We start from the raw sequence: 20,472 nt of genomic DNA, 5'->3' as shown, positions 1-20,472 counted from the left end.
AACCTGATCGGTTCGCGGCCCCTTTGCGTGACAGGTGCGTTGCTAGAGCCTGGACTTCACCGCGGCCGAGAGCCGCGAGCCGTCGGCCTTGCCCTCCGCCAGCGCCGTGGCAACCTTCATGACCTGGCCCATCTGACGCATGCCCGGCCGCTCACCGAGCTCCTCGGCGACCTGCGCGATCGCGGTGTCAGCGACATCCGCGACCTCCGCCTCGCTCAGCTGGGTCGGCAGGTACTCGTCGATGATGTGCGCCTCGGCGTGCTCGTTGGCCGCCAGCTCACCGCGCCCGTTCTGGGTGTAGATCTCGGCCGACTCGCTGCGCTTCTTCGCCTCTTTCTGCAGCACGGCGATCACGTCGGCATCGGAGAGTTCGCGCGCCTCGGAGCCTGCGGTCTCGGCCGTCTGGATGGCGGCGAGCAGCATCCGCAACGTGGCGAGACGCAGCGTGTCCTTGGCTTTCATCGCGGCGGTCATGTCCGTCCGCAGTTGCGCTTTGAGTTCCGACATGAGGCTCACGGTAGCCGGTCCTTCGCAACCGGCCCACCACATTTGCGCTGCTGCGACGAATCGTGGCGCTGTTTTCCGGGGTGGTCCTCTGCCTCCGCGCAAGCACTTGTGCGTAAACACACTCGGCGTTCCGCAACGGGGTCACCTATGCTGGGCAAATGCCCGTAATCTCGACCTCTGCTGTCCGCACGACCGCGTTGGGAGCCGCCGGGGCGGCCGTGGCCGGAATCGGCTACGCCTCGTTGGTCGAACGCAACGCCTTCGTTCTGCGGGAGGCCACCATGCCGGTCCTTGCGCCGGGGTCGTCGTCGCTGCGGGTGCTACACATCAGCGATCTGCACATGACGCCCGGCCAGCAGCGCAAGCAGCAGTGGCTGCGCGAACTGGATCGGCTGGAGCCGGATCTGGTCATCAACACCGGTGACAACCTCTCGCATCAGAAGTCGGTACCCGCGGTAGTCCAGGCCCTCGGCGGATTGCTTTCCCGCCCGGGGCTTTTCGTTTTCGGGAGCAACGACTACTTCGCGCCGGTCGCGAAGAACCCGATGAAGTACTTCAAGAAGGACCACCGCCGGGTCTACGGCGCCCCGCTGCCGTGGAAGGACCTGCGCGCGGCCTTCACCGAGCGCGGCTGGCTCGACCTGACGCACATCCGCCGCGACCTCGAGGTCGCCGGCATCCGGATCGCCACCGCGGGCGTCGACGACCCGCACCTGCACCGCGACCGCTACGACACCATCGCGGGCGCACCGAACCCGTTGGCCACCTTGCGCATCGGCCTCACCCACTCCCCCGAGCCGCGGGTGCTCGATCGCTTCGCCGAGGACGGCTACGACCTGGTCATGGCCGGGCACACGCACGGCGGTCAGCTGTGCCTGCCCGGGTACGGCGCGCTCGTCACCAACTGCGGCATCGACCGGTCCCGGGTGAAGGGCGCGTCCAAGTGGGGCGAGCACACCCAGCTGCACGTCTCCGCGGGCGTCGGCACCTCGCCGTGGGCGCCGTACCGCTTCTGCTGCCGCCCGGAGGCCACCCTGTTGACGCTGGTCGCCGCGCCGCCGAAGCGGCCGTCGGCCGACACAGGCCAGGGCGTGTCCACATCGGAGGCCGTCGCCCGCTAAGGTCGCGTGCCGAGACGTGTGTCAGGCAGGGGACAACTGTGAGTGGATTCGACGACCGGCGCGACGACCCGACCGTTCTGGGCCAGCCCGGTGCGGCGCACCCATACCAACAGTCATACGGCGCAGACCAATTCGACCCGGCCGGGTCGGACGACGAAACCGCCGAGCAGCCCGCACCCGCGCGACCGTGGAAACGAGATTCGGGTTTCCACGAGCAGGTGCAGTGGCCGCTGCGGGCACCCGGGCCTGGGCAGCCCGATCCGACCGTCCAGTGGCAGCCAGGAGCGGCCGCGGGCGGGTCGGCCACCGCCGACCCCATCTCGCAGCAGCAACCTGAGCAGGCGCCCAGCTACCAATGGCAGCCGAGTCCCGGCGGGCAAGGGCAGTCCGCCCCGACCGCGCAGTGGCAGCCGGGCGGTTCGACACCCGCAACCAGCTCGCAGTGGCAGCCGAGTGGCGGCGGTTCAACCCCGGCACCGAACGCACAGTGGCAGCCCGGCGGTTCGACACCCGCATCTAACGCCCAGTGGCAGCCCAGCAGTGGCGGTTCCACACCCAACGCCCAATGGCAGCCGGGCGGCAGCAGTCAGCCGCAGCAATGGCAGGCTCCCGCAGCGGATTCCGGCCGAGCCGACCCAACCCTCATGGCACAGCCGGTATCCGGCGGTCCGGCTCAGCAATGGCAGGCCCCCGCAGCCGGTTCGGGCCGAGCCGACCCAACTCTCATGGCACAGCCCGTATCCGGCGGTCAGGCACCGGCCGGGCAGTGGCCCGCGCCCGCCACGCCAGGGCAGGCCGACCCAACCCTGTTGGCACAGCCGCAGTCTCGCGGTTCCGGTGAACCGGCCGGCCTCTGGCAGCCGAGCCTCGGCACCCCCGAGCCGAGCCAGAACGCGCCGGGCGAAGCGGCCCCGACCATGCTCGGGTATCCCAACGCCACTCGACTAGGCCAGCCCGATCCCGCGCCGCAATGGCAGTCCTCGGCGCCTACCTATGCCGCGCCGCAGTACGGACAGCCGGTAGGTGCCTACGCGCCACAGAGCGGGTTCGGCGGCCCACCGCAGCAGCTGCCACCCGGCCACGGCACGAGCGGGCCACCGCCCAGCGGGCGCGGCAAGGCGATACTGCTGATCGGACTGGTGGTGCTGCTGGTCGCGGCAGGCGCGGTAACCGCGGTGACGCTCGCCAAGCGCGGCTCCAACAACGCGGACTCCCAACGCAACTCGCCTTCCATGGTGAGCGCGCTCACCACCAGCGAAGGCGCGCAACCGACCCCGTCGAAGACCAGCTCGGCGCAACCGACCCCGAGCAACTCGGGCCGCAACGAGCCGTCCCTCATCCCCGGCTACCAGGTGGTCGTCGCGCCCGACCGCGGCGCGGCCTACGACGTGCCCGCGGGCTGGACGATCGCACCGGAGACCGCCATCGGCGGGTTCGGTGAACCGCCGAACGCGGTCGCGGGCAAGGGCTACGCCAGCGACGGCAAGGGCTACTGCCCGGGATCGACTCGCACCGCGTCGTTCCTCACCGGCTCGAAGGACGCCGATTCCGGCACCGCCGCAACCGATCTCGGCATCAGAACCGCCAAGCTCGCCTACACCGCCTCCGCCGACCCCCGCCCGGCCCCGCCGGCCCCGCTGGCATCGCTGGACGGTTCGCAGCACGGCATGTTCGTGGAGACCAAGGGCACCGTCACCCAGGCCAAGCCGGGCTGCGCCACCGCGTACTCCGTCTTCACCGCCGCGTTCCCCACCGAGAACGGCAGCTTCGTCATGGTGATCGCCGCCGACACCGGCGTCCCGAACGCCCTCGACGCGGATACCGCCAAGCGCATCTTCACCAGCATCCGCCCGCACGACGGGTGATCCACCCACCCCGGAATCGGTTCGTGATACCCCCGTTGAGCTGGGGGTTTAACGTCTACGCCGTCCTTGTTGTAAGGTAGTCCAGGTTCGATTCACGGGGTGTGGCGCAGCTTGGTAGCGCGCTTCGTTCGGGACGAAGAGGTCGCAGGTTCAAATCCTGTCACCCCGACTCGTGGTTGAGACGAACGGTCTGCCCCCTGCCCTCATCGGCAGGGGGCAGACCCGTTTCCGGAGTCCTGCACATCGGCACCCGACCACATCGACACCCCTCCGACCGACGTGATTCGAGAACCGAACAACGGGCATGAGGCGGTAGCAACGCAGCCAGATCTGCGGATGCGGAAGAAGGTCATTTGCGCACGCCTCAGCCTCGTCAGTGTCAGCTCGTCACCGAGCCTTGATCACCACAGAGCGCAGGCGGCGTCCCCCGGGGACGGACCACACAACCTCGAATCGAGGTACGCGGGGCACCGGAAACCTGGAAATTGGCCGATCGGGCCAGACCTCACGAGTGGTACCGGTGTTTGCGACGTTAATCGATTTCGCGCGAACGATCCAGCGCTTGGCAGCTCGCACAGAATCTATTCATCGAGTTTGTCTGCCGTGGTAACCAACGCCAGCGCAAGTGTCGGAGAAACCTCGGGATCGATGACCTGTGCGACAAAGTTGGCGATCAACCAGCCGCCGCCGAACTTCCGAATTCGTACACTGTCACGCACTATTCGCTCGCTTTGCGCGCGCTGCACGAGCTCCGGAATACGCAGGATGTCGTCGGGATGCATGCCCGGGGTCTGACCGGTCGCCAGGCCGTGCCCCATGCCGGGCGCCCACGCGGTCAGCCACTTCAACGGCATCGTCGAGGGGTACCGCGTCTCCAGCACCACGCCGAAGACCTCGTTCGCCTCGAACGCGACCCTGGCAATGGTCAGGTCCAGCATGTCGACGCGCAGCTGCCGCTGATCGACCGTGGCCGTGACGTCCTGGCAGATCGCCCGCAGCCGGGGACCGACATCGGTCGGCACATAACGCTGGGCGTACAGCATCATCGCGGGCCTGCCGGTCCCGGTCAGGATGCTCACGGTGCCGGACTCGGCGTAGCCCGGCGCGGCATCGACGATCGCCTGCCACATGTGCACCACATCCGGCATCCGCGCCACCCGGCCGAAGAAGTCCAGCGGGCCGAAGACGCTGCGGTCCAGGTGGTCCTCCGGTACTTCCAGCAGCTCGATGGCCGCGGGTGTCAGGTGCAGTCGAGGCGGACCGCCCGCCAGGTCGAGTTCCCACTGGAAAGCGCTGGCCCGCGTGGTCGACGGGCCGACATCGGTGCCGTACACCAGCTGGACACCCGCGACGATGTTGTCCGGTCCGGCCACCGGGTATCCCGCATACCGGCGTTCCACCGATCCCCCGCCGCCCTGTGGATCGGGCACCTGCGCGGATCGCTGCACCGGCGCGCCCGTCCGCACCACCTCGGCGACCAGACTCGTCACGGTCCGCCCCTCGACCGGGCGCAGCACGCTGGAGATCTTCCGGAAATCGCGTACCCGGCCGTTCTCCGCGACCACGCGCGGTTCCGGACCCAGCGTTTCGATCAGCAGCTCGTCGCGGTTCGGCACTCCTCGATCCTGCATGACACAATCCGGTAGTTCGCGCCAACTGGGCAAACAATTGTGAATCGCTATCCTCGGACGCGAATGTTCCCCGCCGCCGACCGGCGATTCGATTCGAGCGGCGGTGGTCGAATTCACTGTGCGCGCGCAATTCCGGACGTTTCCACCATCTGCGGTCCGGCCAACGCTCCGATAGCATCGGGACGGGCCGACGGAGCGCGCATACGGCCGCGGTTGGACGTAAGCCAGCTAATGGAGGGTGCAGGGGCATGCCGAAAGTCTGGACACGCGAAGCGGAACTGCTCGTCGAAGAAGTTCTGGATCGGCAAGCGGCCGAGGTGGATCGCACCGGCACCATCCCGCCCGAGCACTTCGACGAACTCGGCCGTCGGGGGTTCTACGGGTTCCTGCTGTCCGAGGGCATGACGCCCGACATTCTGATCGACACCGTGTCCACCGTCCTGAGCGGCTGCCTGGCGACCGGATTCGTTTGGGCGCAGCACCTCGGCGCGGTTCGCGCGGTCGCGTTCACTGACAATGCGGCGCTGCGCGACCGGTACCTGCCTGCGATGACGAGCGGTGCGTACCGCTGCGGGGTGTCCTACGCGGGCGCACGCACGACGCCGACGCTGTTCGCCGAACGAACCGACAAGGGGTTCGTTCTGGACGGGACCGCACCGTTCGTCACCGGGTGGGGTCACATCAGCGGCTTGGCCACCTCGGTGCGGGTGCGTGAGGCAGCTGGCGAATCGGTTGTCACACTGTTGATTCCGTTGGATGAGGTCGACGGCCTGACGCCGACACCTATTCCACTGATCGCGGCGAACGCGAGTGCCACCGTCCGTCTCGCGTTCGAGCAGACCGTCGTCGACGACAGTCGCGTCATCGCCACTACGCCGGTCGGCGAGTTCCGGTCGAGCCGAGAAGGAGTGGCGGACTGGATCAATGGTGCGTTGCCGCTCGGCGTGCTCGCGGGTTGTATTCGCGAGCTCAAGGAACACGGCGTGGATGTGACCGCCTACGAGGCTCAATACGCGTCCCTGCGAGCACGATTCGCCCCGGCGCTGGGTAACGCCGACGCCACGTACACGCTCCGGGCCGACATCGCGCACGCGGCCGTCGCCGCCGCCGCTGCCGCGGTCGTCGCGGCGGGCAGCCGGGCCGTCGTGATCCAGGCGACGCCCGAACGCCTGATGCGGCAGGCCACGTTCGCGCTCGTCTGCACCACCCGCGATCCGATCAAAACCGCGTTGTTGAGCCGACTCACACCCGACGCGGGGTGAGTCGGCAGGAGAACTACCCCGCCTGAAGGAGTCCACAGGACCGATTCCTTGTTGCGCCTCCAGTTAGTATCTGTCATATACTATCTGCCAGATACTTACTCTCGGCCCGAAAGACACCCATGACCGAACAACTGGTCGAGGCTCGCTCCCGCATCTACGACGTAGACGCACTGCGCGGCTTCGCGCTGTTGGGGATCTTCATCGTCAACATCACCTTCATGTCCTCCGGGTATCCCGGCAACCTGGTGACCGACCCCGCCTTCGCCTCGCCGCTGGACGACCTGGTTCGCGCGCTGTCGTCGGTGTTCGTCGACATGAAGTTCTATCTGCTGTTCTCGTTTCTGTTCGGCTACAGCTTCACGCTGCAGATGACCTCGGCGGCACGGGCCGGCGCGGCCTTCGAACCACGGATGCTGCGCCGGATCGTGGGTCTGTTCGCCCTCGGTGCGCTGCACATCGTGTTCCTCTACGCCGGTGACGTGCTCACCACCTACGCACTCGCCTGCCTGGTCCTGTTCTGGATGCGCGGGGTCGGCGACCGCACGGCACTGCGGGTCGCCGCCGCGCTGTACGCCTTCGTCGTGGCGAGCTTGCTGCTGAGTGCCTTTCTGCTGGACACCTCGGCGATGTTGCCCTCGACGGCAGAGGCACAAGACAACGGCAGGCAGGCGACCGCGACGATGCTCGGCGGCTGGGGCGACATCATCGGCGACCATCTCGCCGGACTCCCGCTGCTCGTGCTGCAAGCGGTCACCCTGCAAGGACCGACCGCGCTCGCCATGTTCCTGCTCGGCATGGTCGCAGGCCGCCGGAAACTGCTGGCGCGGGTGCGCGGCGACGAACCGATCCTGCGCCGCATCCAATGGATCGGATTCCCGGTGGGTTTGGCGGGCAGCGTGATCTACACCCTCGGTGGTGGCACCGGCACCGCGCTGCCCGTCGCGGTCAGTGTCCTCACCGCACCGTTGCTGGCCGCTGCATACGTCGCGACCCTGCTGCGAGTTATGCACAGCCCACGCACCAGCTGGATCCGTACCGCACTCGCACCCGCCGGACGGATCGCGCTGACCAACTACCTCGGCCAATCCGCCATCGGGTTGCTCCTGTTCACCGGTATCGGATTCGGTCTCGCAGGCACTCTGTCACCACTGGCCACACTGGCGGTGGCGCTGCTCGTCTTCGCGGCCCAATTGGCGGTCAGCGCAGTGTGGTTGCGCCGGTATCGATATGGGCCCGCCGAGTGGCTGCTGCGCTGGATCACCAACGCCCGCCGCCCCGCCTGGCGCGCCGCGGAAAGCCGAACGGTGTAGCGAACCAGTCGATTTTGGGCAGACCGGGAATGCATACTGGCTCTGCTGGGCACCCAGCGGCGAATGTGGAGAGGCAAGGTTATGACTGTGACCGGCCCGCTTGCTGGGAAAACGGCCCTGATCACCGGTGCGGACACCGGAATCGGCAGGTCCATCGCCAAAACTCTTGCCGGGCAAGGGGCGCAGGTGGTGATCCAGCATCCGCACACCCCGGAGTCGGCCGCCGACGTGGTCAAGGAGATCACCAATGCCGGTGGCTCGGCGCTGGCCCTCGCGGCCGATATCGGTGATCGGGCCGAATACGAAGAGCTGATCCAGGCCCTGTTGGAAGAGTGCGGGCACTGGGATGTGCTGGTGCACACCACGGCGGCCGCGATCACCGCGCCGCTGCAGGAGATCTCCGAGGAACAGTTCGATCTCGGTTTCGCCGCACCGGCCAAATCCGTTTTCTACGGCATACAACTCGCCGCCGCGCACCTGTCCGAGGGTGGCCGCATCATCACCGTCGGAAGTTCTACGGCGTCCGGCAACGCCGTCGACAACGCCGCGACGGGGGCCATCGCGGAGTTCACCCGTGCGCTCGCTACGGATTTCACGACGCGGCACATCGCCGTCAACGCGGTCAGCCCCGGCGCGGGCGGCCAGCAGACGGTCGCCGAAGACAAGAGCGAGCACGAAGCGAGCTACGTCATGGGGAAGAGCCCACTCGAACGGCTCGGGGCGGCAACCGAGATCACCGACGTGGTGGCCTTCCTGGTAAGCGACGACGCCGAAGCGGTAACCGCGCAGCACATTCGAGTCGGCGGCGATACCGCCTGAAACCGACCCGTGACCGGGGCAAACCGCCGGTGAAACCTGGGCAACGCGGGCAGTTCGGCCCGTTCAGGCCGAACGGTCACCGGACGGTTCCGCGGTTGCCCTGCGGGACCGCGAGACTCCGCCTGAACGATCTCGATCCGGATCGTGCACACCGGGTTCGCCGCAGCCAAGCGAGCAAACGCTTACGCTGTGATTTATGACTCGTGTTACCGCGCAAGGGAGCACAGTGGGCAGCGCGACGACGTCACCGACGCCGGTCTATCGGAGTGCTGGGATTTCCGATCTCGCCGATGTCGCGGCGATCGAGGCCGAACGCTTCGGCGATCAGGCCTATCCGTACTTCGTGCTGCGCCAGCTCTACGACCTGCACGGCGCCAACTGGCTGATCGCTGAGGTCGACGGCATCGTCCTCGGCCATGTGCTGGTCGCGCTCACCCCCGACCGCCGCGGCTGGCTGCTCAGCCTCGCCGTCCGCGCCCAGAGTTGCGGTCGCGGCCACGGGTCCACCCTGCTCGCCGAAGCAATCAACCTATGCAGGCAACGAGCCATGCGCAGCGTCCTCATCACCGTCCGCCCGACCAACCAGTCGGCATACAACCTCTACCGCCGCATCGGCTTCGCCTGGACCGGCTACGAGGAACGCTACTTCGGCGCCGGCGAACCCCGCGACGTCCTCGAATACAAACTGGCCAACGCCTGACCCACCGCTCGACACCCACACCCGCCGCGGACAACCCCGCAGCACCTTCCCGCCCACCGAATCCCGTTTGGGCACAGTCGCTCTCGCTCCCCTCCGCATTGCCGACCCGACTATCGGGCTGTGCCGCAGAGAATTCCGATAACCACTCGCAGTAGGTGGAAAGCAGCGACCGCCGCACCTGCACGAGCTGCTGTCGCGGCTCGGCCATCAAGACTGCGGCACCGCATTTTCGCAGGTAGCCATGTCCTGATGTCTCTAATTTAGAGCCAAAAGACAGATTTTGTCCTAAGATTAGAGACATCAGGACATTGGAGGGTGACCCGTGCTGTACGCGACACCCGAGCTCGACGCCACCGACCAGGCCGTGCTGACCGGCATCTACCAGCGGCGCGCCAGCCTCGCGTCGGCCATGCGGGTGCCGAAAAGCTGGCCGGGACTGCTGCGGCGCAATCTCATGGCCCGGGCCATCCGCGGTTCGAACAGCATCGAGGGCTATCGGGTGGAAACCGATGACGCGGCCGCCGCCGTCGACTACGAGGAAGCGCTCACCGCGGACGAGCAGACCTTCGCCGAGATTCGCGGCTACCGGCAGGCACTCGGCTATGTGCTCACGGTGGCACAGAGCGCGGCGCCGGTCGACGAATCCACCATCAGGGCACTGCATTTCATGCTGCTCGGGCACGACCTCACGAAGAGCCCCGGCCAGTATCGGACCGGACCGATCTACGTGCGCGAGGACACCAGCGGCGACACCGTCTACGAAGGTCCCGGTTCGGCCCTGGTTCCTGGATTGATGGCCGAACTCGCCGGCGCGCTCGAGTCCGACACCGACCCGATCGTGGCAGGCGCCATGGCGCATCTGAACCTGGTGATGATCCACCCCTTCCGCGACGGCAATGGGCGAATGGCGCGCGCCCTGCAGACCCTGGTCGTGTCTCGCGGCGGGATCGCCGAACCGACGTTCTGCAGCATCGAGGAATGGCTCGGCGTCAACACCGATGACTACTACCGCATCCTGGCAGTCACCAGAGCGGGCGCCTGGTCACCGGAGCGCGACGCCGGGTTGTGGTTGAAGTACAATCTGCGCGCGCACGATATTCAGGCGCAGACCGTCGAGGGCCGGATGCGTCGCACGGAGCGCGCCTGGTTACACCTCGACGACCTCGTCGACACCCACAGATTGCCGGAACGGGCCGCCGACATCTTGTACGACGCCTTGATCGGGTTCCGTATCCGCCGGCACGGATATCTCACGCGTGCCCAGATCGACGAGCGAACCGCCTCCCGCGACCTCAAGGCACTGACCGACCTCGGACTTCTCGCCGCGCGTGGCGAGACCCGTGGCCGCCACTATGTGGCCGGTGACCAACTCACGGAGCTCCGATCGGTGCTCCGTGCGGAAGTGCCGCGGCACATCGTCGATCCGTATCCCGGACTCAGGGCCGAATTGGTGCAGCCGTAGCCGGAACGTCGCAGCGGTGAGCAGACCCTTACGCCTTGCTAACCTGTTGTCACATTGCTGAAACGCGAGCTCCATAGCGTATACAGGCATGTCGACACGGGTGGCCACACTGGAAGATGGGGCGGGGCGGCCGCTGCGGGACGTGGTGTATGCGGCGCTGCGTAGCGAGTTGATGAATGGGGACATCAAGTTCGGGGAGCGGCTCACCGAGCCGAAGTTGTCGGCGCGGTTCGGGATTTCGCGGACGCCTATTCGGGAAGCGCTGACGGTGCTGTGTTCCGATGGGCTGCTGCAACGTGAGGAGTACGGGTTCAGCCCGGTGCGGCCGAGTATCCCGTTGATTCGCGACCTGTATGAGCTGCGAATCACGGTGGAGCTCGGCGGGATACAGCGGGCGATGACCAATCCCGCGGTCAGCCACGATCGGGAACTGCTCGAGGTCGAACGCGACGCCTGGCTGGAGTTGCGGGCCGACCCGCCGGTGCAGGAGCCGGGATTCGTGGTGCGCGACGAGGAATTCCACGTCACCCTGCTCACCGCGGCGGGCAACGCCGAGATGGTGCGGGCGCTGAAGGCGGTGAACTCCCGCATCCGGCACGTCCGGATGTACGACTTCATGGTCAACAACCGCATCGAGACCACCATCGCCGAACACCTCGGCATCTTGGAAGCCGTGCTGGCCGAAGACCTTTCCCTCGCCTACCGGCTGCTGCACACGCACATCGGCGAATCGCTCGACGTGGTGCTCGAACGAGTCACCCGGGCCATCGCCGCGATGGCCGCCGAATAACGCTCAACTGAATAGGGAGAAGCACGTGAGGCTGGAATTCGATACGGTGCTGGTCGCCAACCGTGGCGAGATCGCCTGCCGGATAATGCGATCCGCCAAGGCGCTGGGCCTGAAGACGGTCGCCGTCTACTCCGACGCCGACACCGGCGCGGCCCATGTCGAAATGGCCGATGTCGCAATGCGTCTGGGGCCCGGGCCAGCCGCCGAGTCCTATCTATGCGCGGACCGGGTGATCGAGGCTGCGCTGGCAACCGGCGCGGGCGCCATCCATCCCGGTTACGGATTCCTGTCGGAGAACGCGGATTTCGCCACAACGGTGGCCTCGTCGGGTCTGCGGTTCGTCGGCCCGACCCCGGAGCAACTGCGCGTCTTCGGCGACAAACACACCGCGCGGGAAGCCGCACGAGCAGTAGGCGTGCCTCTCATTCCCGGCAGCGGCCTGCTCGGCTCGGCCGAGCACGCGGCTTCGGAGGCCGACCGGATCGGCTACCCGGTGATGCTCAAGGCGGTCGGCGGCGGTGGCGGCATCGGCATGCAGGCCTGCTTCGGCGCGGATGAGCTGCGCGCCGCCTACCAGCGGGTCCAGCGCCTGGCGGCCACGAACTTCGCCTCGACCGGCGTCTTCCTGGAACGCTTCGTAGCGCGGGCCAGGCACGTCGAAGTGCAGTTGTTCGGCGACGGCCACGGCCGCGTGGTCAGCCTCGGCACCAGGGATTGTTCGCTGCAACGGCGCAATCAGAAGGTGCTCGAGGAAGCACCGGCGCCTGGCCTCAGTCCTGCGCTGACGGACCAATTGCTCTCGGCATCAAGGGAACTCGCACGATCAGTCGACTACCGCTCGGCCGGAACAGTGGAGTTCGTCTACGACGCCGAACACGGCACCGCCTCGTTCCTGGAGATGAATACCCGTCTGCAGGTGGAACATCCGGTGACGGAGGCGGTGACCGGCGTCGACCTGGTGGCCTGGATGCTGCGCCTGGCCGGTGGCGACACCTCGATGGTGGACGAACAGCCGGAGAGCGGTCCGCCGATCACCGGCTGGGCCGTGGAAGCCCGCGTCTACGCGGAAGATCCGGGCCACGACTACCGGCCGAGCGCCGGATTGATCACTGCCGCCGCCTTCCCGGTCGAGACCTACACGGGTGCCGAAACGAACAGGACCGAGCCGACCGGCATCCGCGTCGACACCTGGGTAGGTACCGGCACCGAGGTGAGTCCGTACTACGACCCGTTGCTGGCCAAGGTGATCGCGGCAGGTGACAGCCGCGATCACGCCTTCGCCCGCCTCACGGACGCACTCACGGACTCTCGGATCTATGGCGTGCAGACCAACCTTCCCCAACTGCGCCAGGCGGCACGCGACCCACGCGTGCTGAGTGCAGAACACGTCACGACCACGCTTGCCGATATCCGTCCCGTCGGCCGCCGCATCGATGTCCTGCGCGGCGGCACCATGACGACGGTGCAGGACTACCCGGGCCGAATCGGCCTGTGGCAGGTCGGCATTCCACCGTCCGGTCCGATGGATGATCTCTCGTTCACCCTCGCCAACACCGCAGTCGGCAATCCGATCGGCGTGCCCGCGCTGGAATGCACGTTGCAGGGCCCGCAGCTGCGCTTCTCCGACACCGCGGTGGTGTGCGTGACCGGCGCACCCACCCCGGTCACCGTCGACGGACAACCAGTCGACATGTGGCAGCCGATCACCGTGCCCACCGGTGCGATGCTCGACATCGGCGCACCGACCGACTCCGGCCTGCGTACCTACCTGGCGGTGCGCGGCGGCATCGATGCCCCGCTCTACCACGGCAGCGCCGCCACCTTCACCCTCGGCTGCTTCGGCGGCGTCACCGGCAAAGCCGTTGTGGCAGGCGATGTTCTAGGCATAGCGCCAACGGACGAGAGCACCCTCGGCACCCCCGCCGAGGTCCCGATGCGGGAACGCCCCGACTTCACCCACGACTGGCAACTCGCCGTCGGCGAGGGACCGCAAACCTCCCCCGCCTACTTCACCGACGCCGACATGACCCAGTTCTATACACACCCTTGGCAAGTCGGCAGCCACGCCAACCGCACCGGCATCCGTCTCGAAGGCCCCAAACCGACCTGGTCGCGCACCGACGGCGGCGACGCCGGACTGCACCCGTCCAACCTGCACGACAACCCGTACAGCGTCGGCACATTGAACGTTTCCGGCGACACCCCCATCCTGCTCGGTCCCGACGGCCCGAGCCTCGGCGGCTTCGCCTGCCCGCTGACCGTGGTCTCGGCCCACCGCTGGAAGCTCGGCCAGCTGCGCCCCGGCGACACTCTCCGGTTCGTCCCCGTCACCGACGACGAGGCGGTCACGCTGTGCGAATCGAACACCGCCCGCGCCCACGACATCGCTCCGAATCCCCTTGCTGCACTGCGTGATCACGGCATTCTGGGCTCCATCGACGGTGAAGGCGATCGACCGCGAGTCGCGTACCTACGCGGCGGCGACGACAACATCCTGGTCGAATACGGCGACATGGTGCTGGATCTGGGCTTACGCATGCGGGTGCACGCGCTCGCCGAGGCACTCGCGGCAACCGGCTTACCCGGCATCCTCGACGTCACCCCTGGCGTCCGCTCGCTGCACATCCACTTCGATCCCGAAGTGCTGCCGCAATATCGGCTGCTCGGCACGCTGTACGAGCTCGAACTCGCACTGCCCGCGACCACCGACCTGGTGGTGCCGAGTCGCACGATCCGGTTGCCGCTCTCGTTCGACGATCCGTCCATCGCCGAGGCGATCGACCGCTACCGCAGCGGCGTGCGCGACACCGCACCGTGGCTGCCGTCGAACACCGAATTCATCCGCCGCATAAACGGACTCGACAGTGTCGATGATGTGCGCGCTACCGTGTTCGACGCCGAATACCTCGTGCTAGGCCTCGGTGATGTGTATCTCGGTGCGCCGCTGGCGGTTCCGCTCGATCCGCGACATCGCCTGGTAACCACCAAATACAACCCTGCCCGCACCTGGACACCCTCGGACGCGGTCGGCATCGGCGGCAAGTACCTGTGCGTCTACGGCATGGCCTCGCCCGGCGGATATCAGCTGATCGGACGCACCGTGCCGATCTGGTCCAGCTACCGCCAGTCCGCGCCGTTCGAGCCGGGCACGCCCTGGCTGTTCCGGTTCTTCGACCGCATCGTCTGGGAACCGGTGAGCGCCGACCAACTGCTCGACCATCGCGAGGCCGCGAAGGCAGGCCGGTTCGATGCGGAGGTCAGCGACGGCACCTTCGCGCTGGCCGATCACCTGCGGCTACTCAGCGAGGAAGCCGATTCCATCGCCGAATTCGAGTCGAAGCAGGCGGCGGCGTTCGCGGCGGAGAAGGCCGCCTGGCGCGCGGCGGGCGAATTCGACCGCCCCACCGCGACCGCACCCGTGGCTGAGCCAATCGACGACCCGCTGGCGGGTATGCCCCCTGGCGCGACGGTGGTGACGGCGCCGATGATCGGCAATGTCTGGCGGATCGAAGTCGAAGCGGGACAACGACTCTCCGCGGGCACGCCGATCGCCGTGCTGGAGGCGATGAAACTCGAACTGCCGGTGCACAGCCCGGGCGCAGGCACGGTTTTGAAGATACTTGCCACACCAGGTGCCAAGGTAGAACCGGGAACCCCACTAGCAGTGATCGGAGTCGACTGAATGGCCGCCGGCGAGCAGTCCCTACCCACCGAGCGGGTGACCGCCGCATACCGGCGGATCGCCGAGGTGGATCGGCCCGAGGTGTGGATCACCCTGCGCCCGGAGAGCGAGGTCGCCGCCGACGCGGTAGCGGTGGAACAGCGCCTTGCCGACGGCGCATCGCTCCCGCTGGCCGGTGTGCTGGTGGCGGTCAAGGACAACATCGACGTCGCCGGGCTGCCGACGACCGCGGCCTGCCCCGAATTCGCCTACACCGCCAAGGTGACCGCGGCCGCGATCGAGCGACTGGTCGCTGCGGGTGCGATCGTGCTCGGCAAGACCAACCTCGACCAGTTCGCCACCGGATTGGTCGGCACGCGCAGCCCATACGGCGCCGTACGGAACGCGCACGATCCCGCGCTGATCTCCGGTGGTTCCAGTTCGGGTTCAGCGGTGGCGGTAGCGCTCGGCATCGCCGATATCGGAATCGGCACCGACACAGCGGGTTCCGGTCGGGTGCCTGCCGCGCTGCACGGAATCGTCGGCATCAAGGCAACTTTGGGCATCATCCCGGTGCACGGTGTCGTGCCCGCCTGCGCGGACTACGACGCGGTCACCGTCTTCGCTACGGACTTGGCGGACGCGGTGGCGGCCGCCGCGGTGATGTCGGGACCCGAACCGCGTGATCCGCGCAGTCGCGCATGGCCAGCAGACGTTCGACTGGCGGCACCGCTGGCCGCGCGCATCGCGATCCCGCGCGCCGCGGACCTCGCCTTGCTGAGCGGACCGTACCGGGACGCTTTCGCGCGGACCGCCGCTGTCGTCGCGGATTCCGGCGCGAAGATCGAAGAGGTCGACATCTCCGGCCTGCTCGAGGCCGCGCTGCTGCTCTACGACGGCGCGATCGTCGCCGAGCGCTACGCCGCGGTCGGGGCCTTCCTGGCGACCGCGCCCGCCGGTGCCGACCCCACGGTCGCCGCGATCATCGAATCAGCCGGTGCCACCACAGGTCCCGCGTTCGCCGCCGATCTCGACACCTTGGCTCGCGCCCGTGCGTCGGCCACCGAACTGCTCAACGGCTTCGATGCACTACTGCTGCCGACGACCACTGAACACCCGAGTATCGCTGCGGTGGAAGCGGATCCGCTGGGTATCAACAGGCGCTTGGGTACCTACACCAACTTCTGCAACCTGCTCGACATGACATCGATCGCGATCCCCGGCGAACCCACCGCCGACGGTTCACCGTTCGGCGTCATGCTGGTGACGCCCGCCTTCACCGACCAGGTCGCCGTCGATCTCGCCGCCCGCATGCTCGGCGCCGAGACCACCCCCTTGCTGGTCGAACGCGGCGTCGAGCTGGCCGTCTTCGGCGCGCACCTGCGCGGCCAGCCACTGCACTGGCAGCTCGAACAGATCGGCGCCCGCTTCGCCGGCGATATCCACACCACCGACGCCTACCGCCTGACCGCCCTGGACACCACACCCCCGAAACCAGGACTCGTCCGCCACGGCGACGGCCTGGGCGCCCGCATCCTCGGCGAGCTCTTCCGCGTCTCCGAGGCCGGACTCGGCAGCTTCCTCGCCGCCCTCCCCGCCCCCATGGCGCTGACCAGCATCGAACTAGCCGACGGCCGTTCGGTAATCGGCTTCGCCTGTACCTACGACGCCGCCACCACCGCCACCGACATCACCACCTTCGGCGGCTGGAAGGCCTACCTCGCCCAGTAGCGCGCCGTGAGTGGCACACCAGCGTGCGGCCTCCTCGCGTTTGCCGCAGCCGTGTGCCACTCACAGCCATACCCCTAGACATGGGGCTAGCCGTGGTGAGTTCTGCCCGCCTCGATGGCGCTGTCGTTCCCGTGAATCCACGCTGTTAGATGCACTTGCGGGCGGTGCCGAGCGCTGCTTCTCTGTCCCCACGCCGCTCGCCGAACGAGCGTCTTACACATTTGTACTATACATCCGTGCAAGTGTGCTGTAGACATACGTCTAAGACATTCAGCGTCAAGCAAGGGACAGACCATGAGCACCAACCACTCCGCCGCTACCGAGCTCCGTATCCTGATCGCCGGCGGCGGCATCGGCGGCAATGCGGTTGCGCTGCAACTGCTTCGGGCAGGAATCCGGGCCACCGTGGTGGAGCGGGCCGACGCGCCGCGGCCGGGCGGGCAGGCCGTCGACCTGCGCGGGCCGAGCACCGAGGTGGCCGAGCGGATGGGCCTGATGCGGGGCATCCGCAAATACCAGCTGGACGAGCGCGGCATGAAGTTCGTGGACGCGGCGGGCCGCGATCTCGTGCGGATGCCGACCGAGCTGTTCGAGGGCAAGGGTGGCGTCGCCGAAATCGAGCTCACCCGAGGCGATTTCAACCAGGTGCTGCTCGACGCGCTGGCCGAGGCGGGCGGCGTGGACTACCGCTACGGCGAGTGGATCACCGAGCTCGCGCAGGACGAGGCGGGCGTCGACGTCACCTTCGCCTCCGGCGCGCAGCAGCGCTTCGACATCGTGATCGGAGCCGACGGACTGCATTCCGGCACCCGCCGGATGGTGTTCGGCCCGGAGGAGGAGTTCTCCACCTACCTCGGCGGCTACATGTCCTTCTTCACCCTGCCCTCCCCGGAGAGCGTGGAGAACAACTGGTTCACCATGCACTCGCTGGTCGGCGCCACCAACATCGGGCTTCGCCCGGACGCCGACCCGGTGACCTGCAAGGCCCTGGTCACCATCCGCACCGACGCCGATCCCGCACTGCGCCGCGATGTGCCAGCCCAGCAGGACCTGATCCGGCAGCGGCTGGCCGGCGGCGGCTGGGAGTCGGACCGGATCACCGGCGCTATGGCCGAGGCGACCGACTTCTACTTCGACGAGCTGGCCCGGATCGACATGCCGACCTGGTCGAAGGGCCGGGTCGTGTTGCTCGGCGACGCCGGGTACTGCGGTTCGCCGCTCACCGGCAACGGCACCGCGATGGCGCTGATCGGCGCGTACGTGCTCGCCGGTGAAATCGCCACGCACGCAGGCGATCCCGAGCAGGCGCTGGCCCGCTACGAGGAGGTGCTGCGCCCGTTCATCGCAAAGGCCCAGGAGCTCCCGCCGGGTGGGCTGAAGGCCATGACGCCCAAGACCAGCTTCGGCATTCGCGCGGGCCAGACCGTCAGCAAGCTGATGACCTCGAGGGTGATGAAGCCGCTGATGATGAAGATGCTCACCAAGACCGAGTCCTACGACCTGCCCGACTACTCCGCGCAGACCGTCGGCCGGTAGCCCCGAACCCGCAACGACCGGAACCGTTCAACACGGTTCCGGTCGTTGGCTATTCGATGACGGTTCGCTGGTCGAGCAGGAACGGCAGGGCGAAGGTGCGCAGCATCGCTCGCTCTTCGTCTTCGCCCGCACCGGGCAGGGTCAGCAGGGAAACCATCACGCGGACGAACCATTGGCCGAGCCGACGAGCGGCGGGCGCGGGCAGGTCCGGCCGGAAGCCGCTGACGAAGTCGGTCGCGAGGGTATCCACCACCTCCGATGAATTCGACAGCTGCGCAACGATTCCCGCGTTGGCAGGCGCGAACCACACGGCGAGGTGCGGGGTCTTCCGGACCTCCGCGATCAGAGCGGTTAGACCGTCGAGCAGTTGCTCACCGGGATCGGCGGCCGCACTGACGGCCGGATCACGCCACACCCGCTCGACCACCTGACGCGCCTCGCGACCGGCGAACGCGACGTACAGGGCCTGCCGATTGTCGAAGTAGCGGTAGAGCGTCGCCCTGGAACAGCCTGCGGCCTCGGCGACTTCGGCCATGCCGACGCCGCTGACCCCCTTGTCGATGAACAGCGCGCGGACCGCGTCGAGGATGCGTTCACTCGCCAGTTCCGCGCGATCGTCCGCCAGCCAGCCTCCGGTCATGCCGCGCACCGGAACGGGACGGTGGTCGGCCGCCGGACGTAGGGACCCGGCGCGTACTCGACCGCGTCGATATCCACCGTGAAGTTCGGGAAGCGATCGAGCAGTTCCTCCAGCGCGACCCGGGCCTGCATCCGGGCCGCCGCCGCACCCAGGCAGTGATGTGCTCCGTGCCCGAAAGTGAGGATTCGCTGCGGATTCCGGTCGATATCGAGGGCCGCCGCGTCGGCACCGAAGGCCCGTTCGTCGCGATTGGCGGAGCCGAACACCAGCAATACCTTGCGGCCCTTGGAGATTGTCTCGCCGCGCAACTCGACATCACGTGTGACAGTCCGCGCCAGACCTTGCACCGGCGCGGTCAGCCTGGCGAATTCCTCTACCGCCGTGCGGATTCGGTCCTGGTCCGCGGCCAGCGCGGCCCGCTGCTCCGGATGTTGTTGCAGCAGTTGCACCGCGCCGCCGAGTAGACCCGTCGTGGTGTCATTGCCCCCGGCGACCATCGTCCAGGTGTAGGCCAGGATCTGCACCAGGCCACGCACATCCGCGTCGTCGGCCGCCATGCCCGCCTGCACGAGCAGCGACACCGTGTCCTCCCCCGGGTCGGTGCGGCGGCGTTTGATGAGTTCGGCGAAGTAACCCATCATCTCCATCGAGGCGGGCAGGGCCTGGGTTTGCGCGCGGTCGATGCTGCCCGCGACCACCGCGTCGGTCCAGCCGTCGAACCGCGCCCGATCCTCGTCGGGCACCCCGAGGTAGTAGGCCACCACCATGCTGGGCAGCGGCTTGAACACCTGCTTGACGATGTCGCCGCCGCCGTCCTCGGCGATCCGGTCCAGGCGGTCGCGGACGAATCGGCGCACCACCGGCTCCACCTCGCTGACCTGGCGTGGCGTGAACCCGCGAGCGACGAGTTTGCGAAAGTCGGTGTGCTCCGGCGGATCCTGCATCACCAGCGGCGGATTGTCGGTGAGCCCGATCTGCTCCAGCTCGCCGTATTCCACGGTCAGCCCGTCGCGCGAGGAGTAGGTCTCGCTGTCGCGGGCCGCCGCGTACACGTCCTCGTGCCGGGTGAGCACCCAGTAGTCGTGGTCGGAACGCGTCGGCGGCACCACGTGGTGCACCGGATCCTGTTCGCGCAGCGCGGCATACATCTCCCACGGCGACGTCCAGGTGGCGCCGGAGCGGAGCTCGAAGACGGGAGCAGGCCGATACGCATCGATCAACATGTCGTGACGGTAAGACAAATAGGCGAAAGTGTCTAGAACGAGTTCTAATCCGTGGCGCCGGGCCGATTACCCTCCGAAACCGGTCCGGCCACCCTTCCGAGTCGGGACCGTTGCCGCGCACCCGCGGTTACCTTCAGCAGTGGCAACACGGTGCTCGTTGCCGGTCAGCTCCCGGAAGAGCCAGCGAAAGCGTGTCCGGTTTCCCGAGTGGCCT

15 protein-coding genes and 1 tRNA gene are annotated in these 20,472 nt (G+C 67.6%); 12 read left to right on the top strand and 4 right to left on the bottom strand.

Translation table 11 applies throughout. From position 1 onward, the window contains the following. Positions 1-42: 42 nt before the first annotated feature. Complete coding sequence (locus ACQPW1_RS02895; protein ID WP_433661239.1) at positions 43-507, bottom strand: GatB/YqeY domain-containing protein; 465 nt, start codon at positions 505-507, stop codon at positions 43-45. Positions 508-665: 158 nt separating this feature from the next. Here ACQPW1_RS02895 and ACQPW1_RS02890 point away from each other — a divergent pair, with 158 nt between their 5' ends. The 3 genes from ACQPW1_RS02890 (at position 666) to ACQPW1_RS02880 (ending at position 3,662) form a co-directional block, all read left to right on the top strand. Then, entirely contained in the window at positions 666-1,628 is a 963-nt protein-coding gene (locus ACQPW1_RS02890; protein WP_433661238.1) for a metallophosphoesterase, read from the top strand. A gap of 38 nt (positions 1,629-1,666) precedes the next feature. Continuing rightward, the gene (locus ACQPW1_RS02885) at positions 1,667-3,493 is read left to right on the top strand and encodes a hypothetical protein (RefSeq protein ID WP_433661237.1); all 1,827 of its coding nucleotides are present in this window, start codon (positions 1,667-1,669) and stop codon (positions 3,491-3,493) included. Positions 3,494-3,588: 95 nt separating this feature from the next. Beyond that, a tRNA-Pro gene (locus ACQPW1_RS02880) sits at positions 3,589-3,662 on the top strand. Positions 3,663-4,074: 412 nt separating this feature from the next. Here ACQPW1_RS02880 and ACQPW1_RS02875 read toward each other — a convergent pair. Next, the gene (locus tag ACQPW1_RS02875; protein ID WP_433661236.1) at positions 4,075-5,124 is read right to left on the bottom strand and encodes a GAF domain-containing protein; all 1,050 of its coding nucleotides are present in this window, start codon (positions 5,122-5,124) and stop codon (positions 4,075-4,077) included. 248 nt (positions 5,125-5,372) lie between these two features. On the opposite strand from ACQPW1_RS02875, the gene ACQPW1_RS02870 reads away from it, so the two are divergent. The 9 genes from ACQPW1_RS02870 (at position 5,373) to ACQPW1_RS02830 (ending at position 18,395) form a co-directional block, all read left to right on the top strand. Then, a complete protein-coding gene (locus ACQPW1_RS02870) occupies positions 5,373-6,386 on the top strand; it encodes an acyl-CoA dehydrogenase family protein (RefSeq protein ID WP_433661235.1) in 1,014 nt (337 codons plus the stop codon). A gap of 119 nt (positions 6,387-6,505) precedes the next feature. Then, positions 6,506-7,696: a DUF418 domain-containing protein gene (locus ACQPW1_RS02865; protein WP_433661234.1), complete on the top strand. Its 1,191-nt coding sequence runs from the start codon at positions 6,506-6,508 to the stop codon at positions 7,694-7,696. 87 nt (positions 7,697-7,783) lie between these two features. Continuing rightward, positions 7,784-8,515, top strand: coding sequence for an SDR family NAD(P)-dependent oxidoreductase (locus ACQPW1_RS02860; RefSeq protein ID WP_433661233.1), 732 nt, complete (start codon positions 7,784-7,786; stop codon positions 8,513-8,515). Positions 8,516-8,711: 196 nt separating this feature from the next. Further along, the gene (locus ACQPW1_RS02855) at positions 8,712-9,215 is read left to right on the top strand and encodes a GNAT family N-acetyltransferase (protein WP_433661232.1); all 504 of its coding nucleotides are present in this window, start codon (positions 8,712-8,714) and stop codon (positions 9,213-9,215) included. Between the two features lie 322 nt (positions 9,216-9,537). Next, positions 9,538-10,677, top strand: a complete 1,140-nt coding sequence (locus ACQPW1_RS02850) for a Fic family protein (protein WP_433661231.1) — start codon at positions 9,538-9,540, stop codon at positions 10,675-10,677. An 88-nt stretch (positions 10,678-10,765) separates the two neighbouring features. Beyond that, positions 10,766-11,467: a GntR family transcriptional regulator gene (locus tag ACQPW1_RS02845; RefSeq protein ID WP_433661230.1), complete on the top strand. Its 702-nt coding sequence runs from the start codon at positions 10,766-10,768 to the stop codon at positions 11,465-11,467. A 25-nt stretch (positions 11,468-11,492) separates the two neighbouring features. After that, a complete protein-coding gene (uca, locus tag ACQPW1_RS02840) occupies positions 11,493-15,149 on the top strand; it encodes an urea carboxylase (RefSeq protein ID WP_433661229.1) in 3,657 nt (1,218 codons plus the stop codon). Beyond that, positions 15,150-16,859 (top strand): allophanate hydrolase, encoded by a 1,710-nt coding sequence (gene atzF, locus ACQPW1_RS02835; protein WP_433661228.1) that lies wholly within the window; start codon positions 15,150-15,152, stop codon positions 16,857-16,859. Between the two features lie 294 nt (positions 16,860-17,153). Further along, on the top strand, positions 17,154-18,395 hold the full coding sequence (locus tag ACQPW1_RS02830; RefSeq protein WP_433661227.1) for an FAD-dependent monooxygenase: 1,242 nt from the start codon (positions 17,154-17,156) through the stop codon (positions 18,393-18,395). A 49-nt stretch (positions 18,396-18,444) separates the two neighbouring features. On the opposite strand, the gene ACQPW1_RS02825 is transcribed toward ACQPW1_RS02830, so the two are convergent. Together ACQPW1_RS02825 and ACQPW1_RS02820 are read right to left on the bottom strand one after the other, a co-directional pair. Further along, on the bottom strand, positions 18,445-19,035 hold the full coding sequence (locus ACQPW1_RS02825; protein ID WP_433661226.1) for a TetR/AcrR family transcriptional regulator: 591 nt from the start codon (positions 19,033-19,035) through the stop codon (positions 18,445-18,447). Continuing rightward, entirely contained in the window at positions 19,032-20,258 is a 1,227-nt protein-coding gene (locus ACQPW1_RS02820; RefSeq protein ID WP_433661225.1) for a cytochrome P450, read from the bottom strand. Before ACQPW1_RS02820 ends, ACQPW1_RS02825 begins: the two co-directional genes overlap by 4 nt. Between the last annotated feature and the right edge of the window lie 214 nt (positions 20,259-20,472).

It is taken from the genome of Nocardia sp. CA-128927 (genome assembly GCF_050955855.1).
Classification (GTDB): Bacteria; Actinomycetota; Actinomycetes; order Mycobacteriales; family Mycobacteriaceae; genus Nocardia.
The sequence above is the reverse complement of the archived record's forward strand: the minus strand, read 5'-3'. Positions and strand labels throughout refer to the sequence as shown.